General features: G+C 70.8%; 14 protein-coding genes. 4 read left to right on the forward strand and 10 right to left on the reverse strand.

What is annotated here, in order from left to right; all coding sequences use genetic code 11:
• Positions 1 to 293 precede the first annotated feature (293 nt).
• The 4 genes from O1R50_RS17135 to O1R50_RS17150 are packed head-to-tail and all read right to left on the reverse strand — an operon-like array spanning position 294 to position 4,483.
• The gene (locus O1R50_RS17135) at positions 294 to 1,424 is read right to left on the reverse strand and encodes a mandelate racemase/muconate lactonizing enzyme family protein (protein ID WP_270111352.1); all 1,131 of its coding nucleotides are present in this window, start codon (positions 1,422 to 1,424) and stop codon (positions 294 to 296) included.
• A gap of 1 nt (position 1,425) precedes the next feature.
• Positions 1,426 to 2,253, reverse strand: a complete 828-nt coding sequence (locus O1R50_RS17140) for a carbohydrate ABC transporter permease (protein ID WP_270111353.1) — start codon at positions 2,251 to 2,253, stop codon at positions 1,426 to 1,428.
• The gene (locus O1R50_RS17145; protein ID WP_270111354.1) at positions 2,253 to 3,215 is read right to left on the reverse strand and encodes a carbohydrate ABC transporter permease; all 963 of its coding nucleotides are present in this window, start codon (positions 3,213 to 3,215) and stop codon (positions 2,253 to 2,255) included. The genes O1R50_RS17140 and O1R50_RS17145 overlap by 1 nt, the downstream gene beginning before the upstream one ends.
• 2 nt (positions 3,216 to 3,217) lie before the next feature.
• Positions 3,218 to 4,483, reverse strand: a complete 1,266-nt coding sequence (locus tag O1R50_RS17150) for an ABC transporter substrate-binding protein (protein ID WP_270111355.1) — start codon at positions 4,481 to 4,483, stop codon at positions 3,218 to 3,220.
• Positions 4,484 to 4,621: 138 nt separating this feature from the next.
• On the opposite strand from O1R50_RS17150, the gene O1R50_RS17155 reads away from it, so the two are divergent.
• Positions 4,622 to 5,392 (forward strand): FadR/GntR family transcriptional regulator, encoded by a 771-nt coding sequence (locus O1R50_RS17155; protein ID WP_270111357.1) that lies wholly within the window; start codon positions 4,622 to 4,624, stop codon positions 5,390 to 5,392.
• 254 nt (positions 5,393 to 5,646) lie between these two features.
• The gene (locus O1R50_RS17160) at positions 5,647 to 6,957 is read left to right on the forward strand and encodes a ricin-type beta-trefoil lectin domain protein (protein ID WP_270111358.1); all 1,311 of its coding nucleotides are present in this window, start codon (positions 5,647 to 5,649) and stop codon (positions 6,955 to 6,957) included.
• Between the two features lie 228 nt (positions 6,958 to 7,185).
• Here O1R50_RS17160 and O1R50_RS17165 read toward each other — a convergent pair whose 3' ends face one another.
• The 3 genes from O1R50_RS17165 to O1R50_RS17175 all read right to left on the reverse strand — a co-directional run bounded on the left by O1R50_RS17165 (position 7,186) and on the right by O1R50_RS17175 (position 11,671).
• Positions 7,186 to 8,979 (reverse strand): family 43 glycosylhydrolase, encoded by a 1,794-nt coding sequence (locus O1R50_RS17165; RefSeq protein WP_270111359.1) that lies wholly within the window; start codon positions 8,977 to 8,979, stop codon positions 7,186 to 7,188.
• A 243-nt stretch (positions 8,980 to 9,222) separates the two neighbouring features.
• The gene (locus tag O1R50_RS17170; protein ID WP_270111360.1) at positions 9,223 to 10,527 is read right to left on the reverse strand and encodes an L-fuconate dehydratase; all 1,305 of its coding nucleotides are present in this window, start codon (positions 10,525 to 10,527) and stop codon (positions 9,223 to 9,225) included.
• A 133-nt stretch (positions 10,528 to 10,660) separates the two neighbouring features.
• Entirely contained in the window at positions 10,661 to 11,671 is a 1,011-nt protein-coding gene (locus O1R50_RS17175; protein WP_270111361.1) for a LacI family DNA-binding transcriptional regulator, read from the reverse strand.
• Between the two features lie 111 nt (positions 11,672 to 11,782).
• On the opposite strand from O1R50_RS17175, the gene O1R50_RS17180 reads away from it, so the two are divergent.
• Together O1R50_RS17180 and O1R50_RS17185 are read left to right on the forward strand one after the other, a co-directional pair.
• Positions 11,783 to 12,805, forward strand: a complete 1,023-nt coding sequence (locus O1R50_RS17180) for a zinc-dependent alcohol dehydrogenase (protein ID WP_270111362.1) — start codon at positions 11,783 to 11,785, stop codon at positions 12,803 to 12,805.
• Between the two features lie 2 nt (positions 12,806 to 12,807).
• The gene (locus tag O1R50_RS17185; protein WP_270111363.1) at positions 12,808 to 13,563 is read left to right on the forward strand and encodes an SDR family oxidoreductase; all 756 of its coding nucleotides are present in this window, start codon (positions 12,808 to 12,810) and stop codon (positions 13,561 to 13,563) included.
• A gap of 126 nt (positions 13,564 to 13,689) precedes the next feature.
• Here the strand turns inward: O1R50_RS17185 and O1R50_RS17190 are convergent, their stop codons facing one another.
• From O1R50_RS17190 to O1R50_RS17200, 3 genes are all read right to left on the reverse strand, one after another.
• Complete coding sequence (locus O1R50_RS17190; protein WP_270111364.1) at positions 13,690 to 16,068, reverse strand: glycosyl hydrolase 53 family protein; 2,379 nt, start codon at positions 16,066 to 16,068, stop codon at positions 13,690 to 13,692.
• Between the two features lie 88 nt (positions 16,069 to 16,156).
• Positions 16,157 to 17,461, reverse strand: coding sequence for an RICIN domain-containing protein (locus O1R50_RS17195; protein WP_270111365.1), 1,305 nt, complete (start codon positions 17,459 to 17,461; stop codon positions 16,157 to 16,159).
• Between the two features lie 146 nt (positions 17,462 to 17,607).
• Positions 17,608 to 18,618 (reverse strand): LacI family DNA-binding transcriptional regulator, encoded by a 1,011-nt coding sequence (locus tag O1R50_RS17200; protein ID WP_270111366.1) that lies wholly within the window; start codon positions 18,616 to 18,618, stop codon positions 17,608 to 17,610.
• Between the last annotated feature and the right edge of the window lie 26 nt (positions 18,619 to 18,644).

Genomic DNA, 18,644 nt, shown 5'->3' on the forward strand with positions numbered 1-18,644 from the left:
CGCGGAACTCAAGAAGTGGCGCATCCTGCGGAAACTCCGCTGCGACCCACACCGGGCCACCCAAATCGCCCGCGCCATCGCCACTCTCAACTACCAAGAGCGCCAATCAGGATGAGAACACCTCAGTGTCGGCGAGGCGGTTGCCGCACTGCCAATTCATCAGTGCACATTCATCGATATTTACGGGACTCGCCGGTCGGCGGGCGGTGCCTCGCGGTCCGCTTGTCGCCGACGAGTCGGGGATCGGTCGGGTCTATGGGCCGGCCTGTCGGTCGCGAACAGGCGTCGGTCGTTTACCAGTGCAGGCCCGCGCGTTCGGGCCGGACCCCCGGCCCGGCGGGGTCCGCCGGGCCCGGCCTGCGGCCGAGCTCGGAGATTACTCCCTTATGGACGGTGAGTCCGAGGCCGGGCGCGTCGCCGAGGACGAACGCGCCGTCCTCGATGTCGAGGTCGGCGGTGATGCCGACGGGCGGCCGCAGGTCCTGCAGCTCGCTGACGAGGTGGTTGGGCACGGAGGTGGCGGCGTGCAGCAGGCCGACCGGGATATTGCCGATCGGGCTCACCGGCAGGTCGTAGGCGTGGGCGAGTGCGGCGACCCGCAGGAAGTGCGTGACGCCCCCGACCGCGGCCGTCTGGACGATGTCGAGCCCGCCCCCCTTGAGGAGCGGGCGGAACTGCTCGAGCCCGGTGAGGTTCTCGCCGCTCGCCACGGCGGCGTTCACGCCCCGCTGCACCACCGTGTGGCCCTCGGCGTCCCAGCGCCGCACGGGTTCCTCGACCCATGCGAGGTCCACCGTGCGCTCGAGTTCGCGCACATGGCGCACGGCCTGCTTGCGCGACCACGTCTCGTTCGCGTCGAGCATCAGCCCCGGCCGTGCGACGCCCGCGTCGGTCAGCACGTCCCGCACCAGGGCGAGCCGCCGCCGGTCCGCCTCGACGTCGAGGCCGCCTTTGAGCTTGGCCGACCGCAGGCCGCGGTCGGCGTAGACGCGGTAGGCCGCAGCGAGGTCCTCGTCGTCCAGTCCGATGTCGAGCCCGGACGCGTAGGCCGGCACGACCCGGTCGCGGCCGCCGAGGAGGCGCCACAGCGGTTCGTCCGCGGTCTGCGCCTTGAGGTCCCACAGGGCGGTGTCGAGCGCGCCGATCGTGGCGAACACGGCGCCGCCGTGCCCGGCCTTGAAGGCGTGCCGCAGCATCCGGTCGTACAGCGCGGTGACGCTGCGCGGGTCCTCGCCCTCGATCGCGGCGAAGACGCCCTCGATCTCGACGTGCGAACCGATCCCGACGCCGGTGAGGCCTTCGTCGGTGTCCACCAGGACGATCGGGACGGTGGTCACGCCGTCCGCGAAGGCGCCGTTGGCGTCGCCGACGGGCCGCGCCCATTCCTGGATCGTCGTCAGCGTGCGGTAACCGGTGATCCGCATGTCATCCCTTCGTGGAGCCGGCGGTGACGCCGGCCGTGATCTGGCGCTGGAAGCAGAGGTAGAGCACGAGGACCGGGACGGCCGCGATGAGCACGCCCCCGGCGAACGTGGGGATGTCGGCGGAGTACTGGCCGCGCAGCGAGGTGACCCCGACCATGAGGGTGCGGTGCTCGGCCGAGGGCATCAGGAGCAGCGCGATGAGCACGTCGTTCCAGCAGAACAGGGCGTTGAGGATGCCCACCGAGAGCAGCGCGGGCCGCCCGAGCGGCAGCATGATCCGGCCGTAGACGCCGTACACCGAGTTGCCGTCGATGCGGGCGGCGTCGATGATCTCGGTCGGGATGCCGCTGTAGTAGCTGGTCATCAGGAACACCGTGAACGGCAGGAACTGCGCCGTGTAGGCGAGGATCAGCCCGGGGTAGGTGTCGATGAGCCCGGTCTGCCCCATGATGCGCGCGAGCGGCACCATGATGACCTGGAACGGGATGAACAGCGCCGAGAGGCAGGCGAGGAACAGCACCCGCGACCCGCGGAACCGCAACTGGCTCAAGGCGAAACCGGCCATCGATCCGAAGAGCAGCAGGAGCGCGACCGCGCCGGTGACGACGAGGAGCGAGTTGGCGAGGTAGCGGTCCATGTCGGCGCTGCCCCAGGCCTCGGCGAAGGCGTCCCAGCGCAGGCCCTCGGCCGGGGCGAAGCGGTCGAGCACGTACTCGTGGCGGGTCTTCATGGCGACGTTGGCGGTGAACACCAGCGGGTAGACGGTGGCGATAGCCAAGGCGGCCATGGGGATCGCGGCGAGCCACCGGCCCGCTCTGAGCGGCGACATCAGTCCTCCCTCCCGGCACGGCGCAGGACCGCGATCTGGGCGAGCCCGACGACGAGCATCACTCCGAAGAGCACTGTGGACGCTGCGGAGGCGAGGGCCGGGCGCCCCATCTGGCCCTGCTGGAACCAGATGTAGTACTCGGGCAGGTAGGTCGAGCCCTCCGGGCCGCCGCCGGTCATGACGTACAGCAGGCCGAACATCGAGGTGAGCATGCCGATCATGGTGGTGACGACGACGAACTGGATCGTGCGCGAGAGCCCCGGCACGATCACGTGCCGCACCACCTTCGGCAGCGAGGCGCCGTCGACGCGGGCGGCGTCGATGAGCGAGACGTCCAATGTGGCGAATCCGGCGAGGAACACCACGAGCGCCATGCCGAAGGTCGCCCAGATGTGGACGCCGACGACGGCGTACATCGCGATGCCGGGGTCGCCGAGCCAGTCGACGGGCCCGAGGCCCACGGCGCCCAGCAGGGCGTTGGCGGGGCCGTCGAAGGCCAGCAGGAGGTTGAAGATCGCGCCGATGATCACGGGGGAGAGCACGGCCGGGAAGAAGTAGACGCTCCGGTACACGCGGTGCCCGGGCACGCGCAGGTAGATGAACGTGGCCAGGAGCCCCGGGATGGCCACGGCCACCGGCAGGAGCAGCACGAGCAGGCCCACGTTCCGCATGGACGCGATGAACAGCGGATCGTCGAACAGCGCGGTGTAGTTGTCCAGCCCGACGGCCTGGCCGTTGCGGTCGCCGTCGCCGGTGAACGAGAAGTTCACGCCGAGTGCCAAGGGGTAGAGGCGGAACACCCCGATGATGAGCGCCGCGGGCGCGACCAGCAGGTAGGGCGCGAGGCGTTCGGAGCGGGACCGGCCCGCGGCGCCGCGCCCGGATCTCACGCGGCGCCGCGGTGTCGGGGTGCCGCTGCGGTCGCGGACGGGCGCCCGCAGCGGCGTGGAGGTGCTCGGCATCGCTAGCCCGCCTGGTCGCTCGCGGCGAGCTGGCCGAGCGCGTCGTCGACGGTGACCGATCCGCTGAGGAGCTGCTGGGACAGGCGTCCCATGAGTTCGAGGGTCTCGGCGGAGAGGGCCACGTGCAGCGCGGGCTTCCCGGTCGGGAGCTCGGCGACGATGGCGGCCGTGGCAGGTCCGGCGCCGGAGGCGTCGATCGTGGTGTCGGCCGCGATCGCGCCCGCGTCGGCGTAGAACGCCTCCAGCGCCTTCGTGGACGAGAGCGAGCGGACGAGGTCGGCCGCGAGTTCGGGGTCCTCGGTCCATTCGGCGACGCCGTAGCCGATGCCGCCGTCGTAGGGGAGGCTCGGTGCGGCCCCGGGGTTGACGAGCGGGGCGGGCATGACGCCGACGTTCTCGGCGCCGAGGAACTCGCCGAAGTCCTTCCAGTGGCCCACATCGGACATGAGGCCGATGACGTGGGCGGCCTCGCCCGCGTCGAAGATCGCGAACTCGTCGTTGAACATCGCGGTGGAGTTGACGCCGTCGTTGTTCAGCCCGGCCTGCTCGGCCTCGACCCACAGCTCGAAGATCCGCCGCACGCCGGGGGAGGTCCAGTCCCGCTCGCCGGCGATCCAGGCGTCGTACTCGGCCGGGGCGAGCACGCCCGGTCCGATCCCGGAGAGGAAGAACTGGATGCCGATGCCCTCCTTGTTGCCCATGGCGAAGCAGTCGGCGCCGGTGGCCTCGGTGATCTGCTCGCAGTTCGCGAGGAACGCGTCCCAGGTGGCGGCGGGGGCCTCGGGGTCGAGCCCGGCCTGCTCGTACAGCGCCTTGTTGTAGTAGATCGGGTGGCCCTGCAGCGTGACGGGCGCGGCGTAGACGTGGCCGTCGGCGGTGAACGCCTCCCACCCGGCCAGGCGCTCCATGTCCTCGACGAGGTAGTCCTCAAGGGGCAGCAGGGCATCGGTGCGGTCGCGCAGCTGCCCGCCGCCGTTGAAGAGCATCACGTCGGGCCCTTCACCGGACTGGATCGCGGTGCCGAGCAGGTTGTAGTACTGGTCGAAGGGCTGCGCCACGAACTCGACCTCGACGCCGGGGTGCTTCTCGGCGAAGTCGGCCTTCGCCTGCTCGATATAGGACTTGGCGGTCTCGTCGCCGGACTTCCAGTCCCAGACCACCAGGGTGTCACCGCCTCCGCCTCCGGAGTCCGGTCCGGCGGCGCTGCCGCATCCGTACAGCGCGAGGGGCGCTATCAGGGCCGTCGACCACAGTGCTCGTCGCTTCATCGCAGATCACTCTCCGTAGGGGGTGCCGGGGGGTCCGGCTCGCACGGTCGCCCGTAAACATAACTTGTATGACGTCTTACGTCAATGGAGTGATGACGTATACTGGGCGGCGACCTGAAGGCGGCGGACGGAGGATCGATGACGGCAGTGCAGCGCCCGACCGTGGAGGAACCGGCGCCGCCCGCGTGGTCGCGCCGGCCTACCAACCTGGCGAAGGCCGTCACTGAGGAGCTGGTGCGGCGGATCGTGCGCGGCGACTACCCGCCCGGGTCCGCGCTTCCGGCCGAGCACGCGCTCTGCGCGACGTTCTCGGTGAGCCGCACTGTGATCCGCGAGGCCGTGAAGGTCCTGCAGGAGAAGGGCCTGGTGCAGATCCGGCAGGGCTCGGGCACCGCGGTCCTGCCCTCGACCTCGTGGAACCTGCTCGACGAGCTGGTGCTCGCCGCCACCATCGACGACGACGCGACCCTCGGCATCCTCGACGACCTCGTCGTCACCCGCCGCCTTCTCGAATCCGACATGGCCGGCGTGGCCGCCCGGGTCGCGGACGAGGACGCCGTCGGCCGGATGCGGGAGCTGGTGGACCGCATGGACGCCCTGGTCGACGATCCGGAGTCCTATCACGAGCACGACCGGGCCTTCCACGACACCGTCATGCGCGCTTCGGGCAACCGCATCGCCCGCGCCGTCGTCCGCTCGCTGGAGGGTCAGGTCATCAACACCGCCCGGTACATGGGGCGTTCCGAGCGCTCGATGTGCGAGGCCTCGAACCGGGGCCACCGCCGCATCCTCGAGCGCATCGCGGCGGGCGACCCCGAGGGCGCCGCCGAGGCCATGTTCGCCCACATCACGGAGGCCTGGCTCGTCCGCCGGGGGGCGACGGGCGATCCGGACCGGCTCGCGCGCTGATCCGAACATCCGATGTATCGCCTTCACCCGCAAGGACATCGGGCCGCAAAGATCTGAAACTGCTCCGGTATTGACTGCATTGATCCAATCTATATAGACTGGCATCAATATTCAAGGCTTCGTACGATCCGATCCGGCTCAACTGGGAGCGATCCCAGGCGACCGGGAGGATCGCGCCTCCGCAATGGACCTCTCATGCGTCGCCGGTAGTCAGTGCGGGCTCTGAAGAGCCCGAACCCAAGGAGTTTCCCCTGATGTCGAGATTCAGATCCGTCCTCGCGTGCCTCGCGGCCGCGGCACTGATGGTGCTGTCCGCGGGCGCGACGGCGCAGGCCGCCGACGAACCCGCGGCGACCGCCGATGTGGGCGCCGCGGCCAGCTCCGGCTGCGGCAAGACCCCGACCCTCACCAGCGGCACCCACACCATCCAGAGCAGCGGCCAGAACCGCAGCTTCATCCTCAAGATCCCCGCCGGCTACGACAACACCAAGCCCCACAAGCTGATCTTCGGCAACCACTGGTGGGGCGGCACCGCCAACGACGTCGCCTCCGGCGGCACCGACGGCGCCGTCTACGCCCACTACGGACTCGACGCGCTCGCGAACGGCTCCGCGATCTTCGTCGCCCCGCAGGGCCAGAACAACGCCTGGGCCAACTCCAACGGCATCGACGTGGTCTTCTTCGACGACATGATCCGCCGCATCGAGGCCGACCTCTGCGTCGACGAGTCGCAGCGGTTCTCCTTGGGCTTCAGCTACGGCGGGGCGATCAGCTACGCGCTGGCGTGCGCGCGGCCGAACGTGTTCCGCGCGGTCATCGCCATCGCCGTCCCCGGCCCGGTGAGCGGCTGCAGCGGCGGCACGGGCGCCGTGGCGTACTTCGGCATCCAGGGCGTCAACGACAGCATGCCGAACGCCCGGGCGATGCGCGACCGGTTCGTGGCCAACAACGGCTGCGCGTCGATGAGCCCCCGTGAGCCCGCCGCCGGAAGCGGCACCCACATCACCTCCACCTACTCCTGCCGCGCCGGGTTCCCGGTCCAGTGGGCCGCGTTCGACGGCGGCCACCAGCAGGGCCCGGTCGACGGCTGCACCGGCTGCGAGAGCGGCGCCCGCAGCTGGGTCAAGGGCGAGGTCTGGCGGTTCATCAGCCAGTTCTCCTCCACCCCGCCCGCCGAGACCGACCAGGTGAAGAACACCGGCGCGAACCGCTGCCTCGACGTCTCGGCGCAGTCGCAGTCGAACGGCGCGACGGTCCAGCTGTGGGACTGCCACACCGGCTCGAACCAGCAGTGGGTCTACAACACGACCTCGAAGCGGCTCAGCGTCTACGGCGGCAAGTGCCTCGACGCCGAGGGCGCGGGCACCTCGCCCGGGACGCGGGCCATCATCTGGGACTGCCACGGCGGCACGAACCAGCAGTGGAACCTCAACTCCAACGGCACCATCACCGGCGTCCAGTCGGGACTGTGCCTCGGCACCGTCAACAACGGGACCGGCAACGGCACCGGGGTGGTCCTGGCCTCGTGCAACGGCTCCTCGAGCCAGAACTGGTCCCTGAGCTGACCCCCGGACCGGTGCGCCCTCAGCACCGCGCATAGATGAACGGGCCTCCCTCGCGGGAGGCCCGTTCGCACTGCGCGGCACCGCTGGCGGCGGCGATCGGCGAGGCGGCGCGCTCCGTGAGCGCGCCGCCTTGAACCTCGGTTGCGCAAGTACGATCGAGCGGGCGGCCCGGAAGAGCCGCCCGCTCATGTGTTCGCTATGCCGCCGACGGGGCGCCGGCGCGGCTCATCAGAGGGACCATCGCTGGTTGCTCCCGCCGTGGCAGGTCCACAACTGCACCAGGGCGCCGTTGGCGGTCGATGCGCCGGAGACGTCCAGGCACAGGCCCGATTGCACTCCGGTGATGGTGCCGTCGGCGTTGACGTTCCACCGCTGGTTCGCCCCGCCGTGGCAGCTCCAGGTGACCGCGGCCGTGCCGTTGGCCGTGCCATTGCCCGAAGCGTCCAGGCAGAGCCGGGAGCCGCCCGTGTAGACAGACAGCTCACCGGCGGCCGAGTGGGTCCACTGCTGCCCGGGGCCGCCCGAGCAGTCCCGGATCTGCACCTGGACACCGGGCTGGGTCGACGCGTTCGGCACGTCGAGGCACTTGCCGGCCCCTACCGCCTGCAGGTCGCCGCCGCCGCTCCCGGCCCCGGCATCGAACCGCCACCAGTCGAAGTTGAACAGGGAACCGCTGCCGCCGGTGAACTTCAGGTACAGGTCGTGCGTCCCGGTCGCGCCGCTTACGGGGCAGGAGACGCTCGTCCAGGTCTGCCAGCCGCCGGTGCCGCCGACGGTGCAGGTGCCGACGAGCGGCCCGTTCTGTCCGTCGAGTCGGACCTCGATCCGGCCGCCGGTCGTCGCCGAGGCGACCCGGGCGGTGAACTGGTTCGCGCCGGTGCCGAAGGCCGCGCCCTTGACCTTGATCCAGTCGCCGTTCTCGATCCAGCCGACGTTCATGCCGCCCTCACCGGAGCGCTCGGTCTCGACCCCGGACGTCCAGGCGATCGTCTCGGCCTCTTGGCGCACATAGGGGTTGAGGGTCCCGATCTGCGGCGCTCCGGCCGAGGTCATGTTGATCTGCGGGATCGTGCCGTCGGCGTTGTAGGTGAACCGCTCCACCGCCACGGACCTGGTGAAGCCGCCGCCGCCCGGCAGCGCGCCGTTGTGGTAGAAGAAGTACGAGCCGCCCTTGTAGTCGATCACCCCGGCGTGGTTGGTGAAGCTGGAGCCCTGCGTCGGCATGACCGTGCCCCGGTAGGTCCACGGTCCGGTCGGTCCGGGCGAGGTCGAATAGGCGATGTGCTCGGAGCAGCACTGCGCGGCGAATACCATGTAGTACAAGGAGCCCCGCTTGTAGACCCACGGCCCCTCCTCGTAGAGGGTCGGCCGCTCGGTGCTGTTGGGCCGCGTCCCGAATCCCTGCGTGGTGAGGGGGATCTGGGTCACGGAGCCGGAGTAGGAGATCATGTCGGCGTTGAGCTTCACGTACCACAGGTTCGGGTTGCCCCAGTACAGGTACGCCTGGCCATCGGTGTCGATGAAGACGGTGGGGTCGATCTCGCCGTTCTGGACGAGCGGGTGCCCGAGGGCGTCCCGGAACGGACCGGTGGGGCTGTCGGCGACCGCCACTCCGATGGCGGGCCTGCCCGTGGCGTCGTTGATGACCGGGACGTACCAGTAGAACTTGCCGCCCCGCTCCACGGCCTGGCCCGCCCACGCGTCCTGGCGCGCCCAGCTGAAGGTCTCGAGGCTGAGCGGTGAGCCGTGGTCGGTCCAGTTGACCATGTCGTCGGAGGACCAGACCCGCCAGTCCTTCATGGTGAACCAGGTCGAGCCGTCCTCGTCGTGCCCGGTGTAGAGGTAGACGCGTCCGTTGTGGACCAGCGGCGCGGGGTCGGCGGTGTAGACGGTCTGGATGATCGGGTTGTCGGCCTGTGCCGGGTCGGGCGACGGATCGGCGGCGGTGCTCAGCAGGGCCGCGGCGAACACGGCGGCCACCGCCGCCGCGATGCGGCGGCGCCTCGGATGCGGGGTCTTCATGGGGGAACCTCTCCGGCGCTCGCGCGCCACAGGTGTCACGCAGGGATTCTCGGTAGCCCTCGAAACGTTCGGAGGATCTGTCGAAAATGAGAGAGCTCACGACAGAGTATCCATTGTGCGGACACATGTAAATGGTTCGATATATGGGGCTTGGCGCAGCGCCGGCGCCGACGCGCCGAAGACGAGCGGGCGAGCGGGCGAGCGGCTTGGAGCCGCTCGCCCGCACGGGAGTCGCGCCGCGCCTCAGCCGCGGCGCTTCCAGTAGCCGCCGTCGGGGAAGGCGTACTCCTCGATCGAGGCGGTGTGCATCTCGGCCGAGTAGCCGGGCCGGGAGGGGAGCAGGTAGTTGCCGTTCTCCACCAGGCACGGGTCGGTGAAGTGCTCGTGGAGGTGGTCCACGTACTCGGTCACCCTGTCCTCCAACGTGCCCGAGACCGCCACGTAGTCGAAGATGGACAAGTGCTGCACCAGCTCGCACAGGCCCACGCCGCCCGCGTGCGGGCAGACCGGCACGCCGAACTTCGCGGCCATCAGGTAGACGGCGAGGATCTCGTTGACGCTGGCGAGCCTTGCCGAGTCGAGCTGGAGGTAGTCGAGCGCCTCGGCCTGCAGCATCTGCTTGAACAGGACCCGGTTCATGCCGTGCTCGCCGGTGGCGACGCCGATCGGCGCCACCGCGCGGCGCACGGCGGCGTGGCCGAGCACGTCGTCGGGACTGGTGGGCTCCTCGATCCAGTGCGGCTCGAACTCGGCCAGGGCCTTGACCCAGTCGATGGCCTCCGGCACGTCCCACACCTGGTTCGCGTCGATCATGAGCTTGGCGTCCCAGCCGATGACCTCGCGGGCGATGGCCAGGCGCCGCCGGTCCTCTTCGAGGTCGGCCCCGACCTTGAGCTTGACGTGGCGGTAGCCCTGGTCCACGGCCTCCTGGAGGAGCCGCCGGAGCTTGTCGTCGCTGTAGCCGAGCCAGCCCGCGCTGGTGGTGTAGCACGGGTAGCCGCCCCGGGCCTCGAGTTCGGCGACGCGCTCGCCGCGGGAGTCGTACTTGTCGCGCAGGATCCCAAGGGCCTCTTCGCGAGTGAGCGCGTCGGAGAGGTAGCGCAGGTCGGCGGCGTCGACGAGCTGCTCGGGGGTCATGTCGGCGAGCAGCCGCCACAGGGGCTTGCCCGCGGCGCGCGCGATGAGGTCCCAGACGGCGTTCATGACGGCGGCGAGTGCGATGTGGACGACGCCCTTCTCGGGGCCGAGCCACCGGTACTGCGAGTCGGACTGGAGCTCGCGGTAGAGGGCGCCCGGATCGTTCGCGATGGTCTGGAGGTCGCGGCCGATCAGCCTGACGGCCCAGTGGAGGGCGGCGGCCGTGACGATGTCGTTGCCGCGCCCGATGGTGAAGGTGAAGCCGTACCCGGCGAGCCCGGGGTCGTCGGTGCGGACGATGACGTAGGCGGCGGAGTAGTCGCCGTCCTTGTTCATCGCGTCCGAGCCGTCGAGGGTCTGCGAGGTGGGGAAGCGGACATCGTGAGCCTCGACGGCCTCGATGGTGGTCATGGGGCGTTCCTCGGTTCAGTCGGTGGTCTGCGGCCCGGCGCGCCGCGGGGCCGGTAGGGCCGCCGTTTGCGCAAACGATTGATCAGGCGTTGACCTTAACCGGGACCGCCGTCCTTCGCAAGGGGGAGACGCGTCAGCCGCGCGGGGCGGCGGCCGATTCGCGCCTGATGAGCACCGGCTCCGGGTCCTCCACGCTGCGGTGCTCGATCGCGCCGCCGTCGATGACATGGGCGAGCGCGGCCACCGCGGTCCGCCCGAGCTCGTAGAGCGGCATCCGCACGCACGTGAGCGGCGGCCACGTGTGCCCGGCCGTCCACGCGTCGTGGATCGCGACCACCGACAGCGCGTCGGGCACGGCCAGTCCCTGCGCCCGGGCCTGCGCGAGCACCCCGACCGCCGCGTTCACGTTCGCGGCCACGATCGCGGTGGGCGGCTCCGGCAGCGCCAGCAGTTCCGCCGTGGAGGCCCGCCCGTCCTGCTCCCGGTAGCCCCGCCACGTGACCAGGTGCGGGTCCTGCTCGAGCCCCGCCTCCTCCAGCGCTTCCAGATGCCCCGCCGCGCGCCGCCGCGCGGTCGGCGAACCGGCGAGACCGCCGGCGAACCCGATCCTCCGGTGCCCCAAGGCGATCAGGTGCTCGGTCGCACGGCGCGCCGCGAGCGCGTCCGGCACGACCACCGAGCTCGCGCCGGGGATCGGCTGGTGAATGGTGACCAGGGGCGCGCGCTCGCCCACGGACTGCGCCAGCTCCTCCGGATCGGTGTCGTCGCGCGGCTGGAGCACGATCCCGTCGACCCGGCCCTCACCCAGGAGCCGGTCGAACATGCTGCCACCCGGCTGCATGTCCTCGCTGCGGGCCAGCAGCATGACGCAGCCGCGTGCGACCGCCTCGTCCTCCACCCCGCGCGTGAGCTCGGCGAACAAGGAGTTCGTCACGTCAGGCACGATGAGCGCCAGGACATCGGTCCGCGCGAGCTTCAGTGCCCGGCCCGCGAAGTTCGGGTGGTAGCCGACCTCCCCGGCTGCCTTGCGCACGCGTTCCCGCGTCGCCTCGCTGAGCCGCGCCGAAGGGTCGCCCGAGAGCACCCTGGAGACCGCCGACACCGAGACGCCCGCCCGGGCCGCCACATCGCTGAGTTTCGCCACAGCTCCAGTATCACCTATCCGCCCAGCCGTTGAGCAAACGATTGCGCAATCGCGGGATGTGTGCGATCCTCATCGGCGACCGACCCGCACCCGTCCCCCGAGGAGGCAGCCGTGCTCGCCGCACACTACGCAGGCAACCGGACCATGACCGTCGGTGAGGCCGAACCCTCCCCGCCCGGACCCGGCCAAGTGCAGATCGCCGTGGCATACAACGGCATCTGCGGCACCGACCTGCACATCCTCAGCGGCCACATGGACGCCCGGGTCGACACCCCCGCCGTCATCGGCCACGAGATGAGCGGCATCATCGCCGCCCTCGGCGACGGCGTCGAAGGCTGGGACCTCGGCGACCCCGTCACCGTCATGCCCCTCGCCTGGGACGGCACCTGCCCGGCCTGCCTCGCCGGGAACTCGCACATCTGCCAGAACCTCGACTTCGTCGGCATCGACTCGCCCGGCGCCCTCCAGAGCCGCTGGAACGTCGACGCCGGACTCCTCGTCCGCCTGCCCGCCACCCTCTCGCTCCAGCACGCCGCCCTCGTCGAACCCACCGCCGTCGCCGTCCACGACGTGCGCCGCGCCGAACTCGAACCCGGCCAGAAGGCCGTCGTCATCGGCGGCGGACCCATCGGCGTCCTCATCGCCGCCGTCGCCCGCTCCTTCGGCGGCGACGTCGTCATGATCGAACTCGACCCCAAGCGCCGCAAGGCCATCGCCGACCTCGGATACACCGTCCTCGACCCCCTCGAGGACACCGTCGCCTGGGTGGAGGCATGGACCGGCGGCGCGGGCGCCGACGTCGTCTTCGAAGTCTCCGGCGCCGCCGCCGCGGTCCTCGGCGCGGTCGACTACGCCAAGGTCCGCGGCACCCTCGTAGTCGTCGCCATCCATCCCGAACCGCGGCCCGTCAACCTCCAGCGGGTCTTCTGGCGCGAACTGCGCCTCCTCGGCGCCCGCGTCTACCAGCGCGACGACTTCGACACCGCCGTCGCCCTCCTCGACACCGGCGCGATCCCCGCCGATGCCCTCATCACCAAGACCGTCCCCCTCCGCGACATCCAGGCCGCCTTCGACGCCCTCACCGGCGGCGAAGCCATGAAGATCCTCATCGACGTCCAAGCCGGACAGGAGTGACCGTGACCCTCTTCGACCTCACCGGCCGCCTCGCCGTCGTCACCGGCGCCAAACGCGGCATCGGCTTCGCCATGGCCGAAGCCCTCGCCGCCGCCGGAGCGGACATCATCGGCGTCAGCGCCACCATCGAACCCGAAGGCTCCGCGATCGGAAAGCGGGTGACCGGACTCGGCCGCGCCTTCCGCGCGATCCAAGCCGACTTCAACGACCCCGCGCAGGTCGCCGGACTCGCCGAAACCCTTGCCGCCGAACCGGTCGACATCCTCGTCAACAACGCCGGCACCATCCGCCGCGCCCCCGCCGCCGAGCACTCCGACGCGTACTGGGACGAAGTCCTCCAGGTCAACCTCACCAGCCAGTTCGCGCTCACCCGAGCCGTCGGCCGCTCCATGCTCGAACGCGGCGGCGGCAAGATCGTCTTCACCGCCTCGCTCCTGAGCTTCCAGGGCGGCATCAACGTCCCCGGCTACGCGGCCGCCAAGTCCGGCATCGCCGGCCTCACCCGCGCGCTGGCGAACGAGTGGACGGGGCGCGGCGTCACCGTGAACGCGATCGCGCCCGGCTACATCGCCACCGACAACACCCAAGCGCTGCAAGACGATCCGGACCGCTCCAAGGCGATCCTCGAACGCATCCCCGCCGGACGCTGGGGCAGGCCCGGGGACCTCGCGGGCGCGACGGTCTTCCTCGCCAGCGCCGCCTCCGACTACGTCTCGGGCACGGTCATCCCGGTGGACGGCGGCTGGCTGGGCCGCTAGCGCGGCGGGGGGGGGGGGGGGGGGGGGGGGGGGGGGGCCCCCCGCCCGGGGGGGGGGGGGGCGGGGGCGGGGGGGGGGGGGGGGGGGGCCCCCCCACCCCCCCCCCCCCCCGCTTCGCCGACCGGCTCAGAGCGAGGCGCACTGCCCGGACTTGGGCCCCCGCGACTCGTTCGCGAAGCCGTTGTCGACCGGCTCCGGCTGGTTCCCGGTGCAGGACAGGGGGCCTGAGACCTCGTTGCCCGCGATCACGTTCCACCCGGTCGTATCGGTCACCGTCACCGGGCCGAACACCCGGTTCGGGTCGCAGCCCAGGACCGGGTTGCCCGCGGTCACCGAGGCGCCGCCCGCGAGGTTCACCGGTCCGGTGACCTGCGTGCCGCACAGCATCACCAGTGCCGCGCCGGTGGCGGAGACGGGGCCGGTGATGCGGGCGCCGTCCGCGACCAGCGAGGCCCCTTCTGCCACGTTCACCGGGCCGAACACGCGCGCGCCTGCTCCCAGGCAGGTCGTGCCCGAGGCGACCGCGAGCGGCCCGTAGTGCACGCCGCTCACCTCCGTGTCGCATCCGACCGGTGCGTACTCGTCCACGACGTCGACGATCGCCGTCACCTGGCCGTACTCGGTCGTACCGGCGACGGTGACCCGACCGGCGGTCCCGGTGGACGGCAGTCCGCCCCATGCGACCGGTACCGCCGCCTCGGATCCGTCCACGGTGGTCAGCACTTGGACCGTGTCCGGCAGCGCGGGCGTCCCGCCGGTCTCGACCGCCGCGTAGACGGTGTCTTCGAGGACGTGCGTTGCGCGGCTTCGGTTGTAGACGTCGATCGAGGCGTTGGGCTCGGAGGTGTTCGCCATGCCCGGCACCGAGCGGAACATCGACTGCCAGTTGGCGGGCTCCCATAGGAGCGCCCCGGCCCCCTGGTTGTCGACGACGTCGTTGACCATCTGGAACACGTGCTGGATGGCGTCGGCCTGGCCCTGCACGGTTCGGGGGAACACCGAGTTTTGCTGGGTGCCGCCGCCGGTGGCAGGGTACGAGGTCTCGGCGATCTCCAGCTTGTACTGCGGGTAGGTGGTCGCGAGGGTGTGGAGGTTCGACTCCATCTGGGCGAGGCTGCCGTGGTGCTCGGGGTAGTAGGAGAGGGCGAGTACGTCGAAGTCCTGGCCCTTGGCACCGAGTCGGGTGGTGAGCTGCTCCCAGTACTCTCCCGCCTTGCCCATGCCGCTGATCCGCCCGACCACCGAGTGGAGTTCCACTTCGGACTCGGGAGAGGCGTCGCGCACGGCCGCGATCCCGGCGGCCAGGAGGGTCGTGAACCGGTCCCAGGAGTCCAGGTACAGCTGGCGTTCGGCCGGGTCTTCGGAGTACCGGTACTGCCACAGGATGCCGCCGCCGGGCTGGGACTGGTAGATCGCGGCCTGGTTGCGGAAGTACGCGGGGTTCGCGCCCGCGTGCACCGCCTCAGTGGACGGTGCGCCGACCGCTTCACTGCCCCACATGAACCCGTTGGCGATCTCGTTGCCGACCGCCACCTTGTCCGGCACGGTCCCCTGCGCCACCAGCCGGGCCACATAGTCGTACGTGTAGTCGTAGATCGCTTCGGTGAGCTCTGGGAACTCCAGCTCGGCCCAGGCGCGCGGCTTGGGCTGCTTGCCCGGGTCGGCCCACGAGTCGGCGTAGTGGAAGTCGATGCCGAGTCCGAGGCCGCGCTCGGCGACCCGCTGCGCCGAGGCCAGTGTCCGCTCGGGCCCCTGGTACGGGACCGGGCTCGGATTGCCCGTGGATTCGTTGCGCGGCTCGTTGAACACCCGCAGGCGCGTGTACTCCAGGCCCCGGTCCTGCATCACGTCCAGGAGGAGCGGGCCCGCGCCGCGGTCCTGCGCCTGCGGATCGCCCCAGTACTCGCGGCCGCTGGGGTCGTCCATCCAGGACAGGTCCGCACCCAGGACGACGTCGTCCCGGAGGTAGTTGAAGACCCGCAGCTCGCTGACGCCGACCGTCGCTCCGGGCGAGGCCCCGGTGACGGCGACCCGCACGAACCTGGTGCCGGGCAGCGTGAACAAATCCACGCCGCCCGCGCCCGGCGTCGAGTCGGCCGACCGGTCCGCGATGCGATCCCACTCCTCGCCGTCCGCCGATGCCTCCACGGTGTACTGGTAGACGGCGCCGGGGTCGGGGAAGGCCACGTGGACCTTGCGGAGGTTGTCGTAGGCCCCGCCGAGGTCGATCTGCAGCCATTGCCCCGGCGCGGACTCGGTTGCCAGCCAAGCGGTCGCGGGATCATCGTCGACCGCCAGCGCGGCGGTGCCCTCGCCGCTGGCGGCGGTCGCCTCCACCCACGGCTTCGCGGCCAGGTTGCTCTCGATCGGCTTGACCTCCGCCTCCCCGTACAGGGCCGAGGCGGGCTCGGGCGGCCCGAGGGCGCCGGCCCCCGCTCCCGCCATCACGAGTGCGGCCGCGAGCGCGGTCGTCCTCGCCGTTCGTCGACTGCCGGTCATTCGCATGATCGCTCCTTGCGTGTTGGGTTGGGGCGCACTGCAGGCGGCGCCCGCATAGTGCGGACGCCGCCCGTGTCGGTTACTCGGCCGGCCTTCAGACGGCCTGGCGGGTGAACCGCTGGTTGGTGCCGCCGTTGTACGCCCACTGGGAGATGCGGGCGCCGTCGGCGGTGGACTTCTCCCAGACGTCCATGGCCAGTCCGGACTGGCGGTTGATGATGCTGACGACCCCGCCGCCGTGGTCGGTGAGCCGCCACTGCTGGCTGGTGGCGTTCGTGTCGGACTGCTGGGTGATGTCCGCGCCGCTGTCGTTGCTCGCGACCTGCAGCACCAGACCCGAGTGGCGGGCCTTGATCTTGACGTGTCCGTCGCCGGTGTCGATGAACTCGAACTGCTGGTTGGTCCGGCCGGTGGACGTCCACTGGAGGAGCCTCGCGCCGGCCGCGGTGGAGAGCGCGTCGATGTCGGCGTACTTGCCGCTGTGCTGCGCGACCAGTCGGTAGGTACCGGGTCCGCTGGGCGTGTCGCCCAGTGCTGCCTCCCATCTGGTGCCGGACCCGGAGGCGTCGGCGGGGAGGCGGTCGCGCGCGGCGGTGTCGCCGTACATGGTCCAGCGTGCCCAGTCGACCACGGTCCGCGGGAAGCGCTGGTCGCTCCAGAAGCTCGTGTGAGTGCCGCCGACGAAGGTGAGGAACGCCTTGGGCCAGGTCATCTCGTTGTACGCCTGCCGGGCGGAGCTGTACCCGGTGAGGTCGTCGCGGTCGCCGTGGACGAACAGGACCTTGGCGTTGATCGAGCTGGACGGGGTGCCCTGGTCGGTGCACGATTGCGGGTTGGCGGAGATGATGCGGCTGTCGGCCCAGCGGGTGAGCAGGCCGTGGGTGGTCATGCCGCCCAGGGAGTGCCCGGAGACGCCGACGCCGATGTCGGTGCGGATGTGCCCGGCGAGCGGTCCGCTCGTGTTGAGCGCGAGGGTGTTGGTGATGGCCTGCGAGACGTCCTTCGGGGTCTCGCCGTTGCCGACGTCGCTCGGGTTGTGGTTGAAGTGGGGGGCAGGGACGATGAAGCCCGCCTCGGCCAGTCGCCTGATGATGAACAGCGAGTTCTGCGGGCTGCTCTGGAAGCCGTGGGTGAAGTTGTAGACGGGGAAGACCCCGTTGGCGACCGGGGCGTCCGTCACCGGGTTGGCGCCGACGGTCCCGGTGGACGCCGGGTAGTAGACGTACGTGGTGACCGCGCGGGTGCCGCGGGTCCAGTTGTAGCGGCGCACGCCGACGGGGAACGGGTTGGCCGGTGCGGGTTCGGCGAGTGCCGGGGCTGCGCCGAACAGGGACGCGGCACCGACACCGACCAGACTGGCCGCGCTGAGGCCGAGGAAGGTCCGTCGTTGCATTGACATGAGTGCTCCTTCAAGGAGAGTCGTGAGGGTCGCTGGTGAAGAAGATTTCGTGGGAACGTTCACAGCGGAGTTTATTGTATCGATATACGTTGATATAGTCAAGAACTTCGATATGCACTCCTGACCTGGGCTTTCGCAGGTCACAGTCAAGCGCTGTCGCGGACGGTCAGCTCGGTCGGCAGCACCACCGAGGTCGCCTCTTCCCCGTCCAAGAGGGCGATGAGCAGGCGCACGGTCTCCTCGGCGATCCTGTCCAGGGGCTGCCGAACGGTGGTCAGCATCGGGCTGGTCGCGGTGGCGAGCGCCGAATCGTCGAACCCGGCGACGGCCACGTCCCCCGGCACGCTGCGCCCGGCGGCCTGCAGCACCCGGAGCGCCCCCGCCGCCATGAGGTCGGAGGCGACGAAGACCGCGTCCAGTTCGGGGAAGGACTCCAGCAGCTCGCGCATCGCCCGCTCGCCGCCGGACTGCGTGTAGTCGCCGTGGACGACCATCCGTTTGGTCACCTTGCGGCCCAGGACACCGGTGAAACCCTCCAACCGCAAGGCCCCGCCGGGGGTGTCGAGCGGGCCGGTGATCATGCCGATCTTGCGCCGCCCCTGGTCGACCAGGTACCGCGTGGCCAGCCTGGCCCCGCCGCGGTCGTCGGCCGCCGCATACGGGATGACGCTCTCCCTCCCGAGCACCGCGCCGCAGGCCACGGCGGGCACCTGCGAGCGCTCGACGGCCTCCACGAGCGGGTCGTCGGCGTGGGTCGAGATGAGCAGCGCGCCGTCGGCGTGGCCGGCGCGCAGGTAGCGGGCGACCCGGTCGCGCCCGCCCGCGTCGCCCGCGATCATGAGCACCAGCGACATGTCGCGCTCGGCGAGCCGGTTCGTCGCGGCCCTCATGAGCACCGAGAAGTTCGGGTCCTCGAACAGGCGCTCCTGCGGTTCGGAAAGGACCATGACGATCGAGCCGGTGCGGCTGGTCTTGAGGCTGCGGGCGGCGCGGTTGACCACGTACCCGGTCTCGGCCACCGCCCGGCGCACCGCGAGCTCGGCGGCCAGGGAGACGTTCGCCCGTCCGTTGAGGACACGGGAGACCGTGCCGCGCGAGACCCCTGAGACCTCGGCGACATCGTTGATCGTCGGTCGTTTCGCTGCCACGTTCGTCATGCTCCCTGGACTCCGTACTATGTCGC

This window comes from Glycomyces luteolus (assembly GCF_027622875.1).
GTDB lineage: Bacteria > Actinomycetota > Actinomycetes > Mycobacteriales > Micromonosporaceae > Glycomyces > Glycomyces luteolus.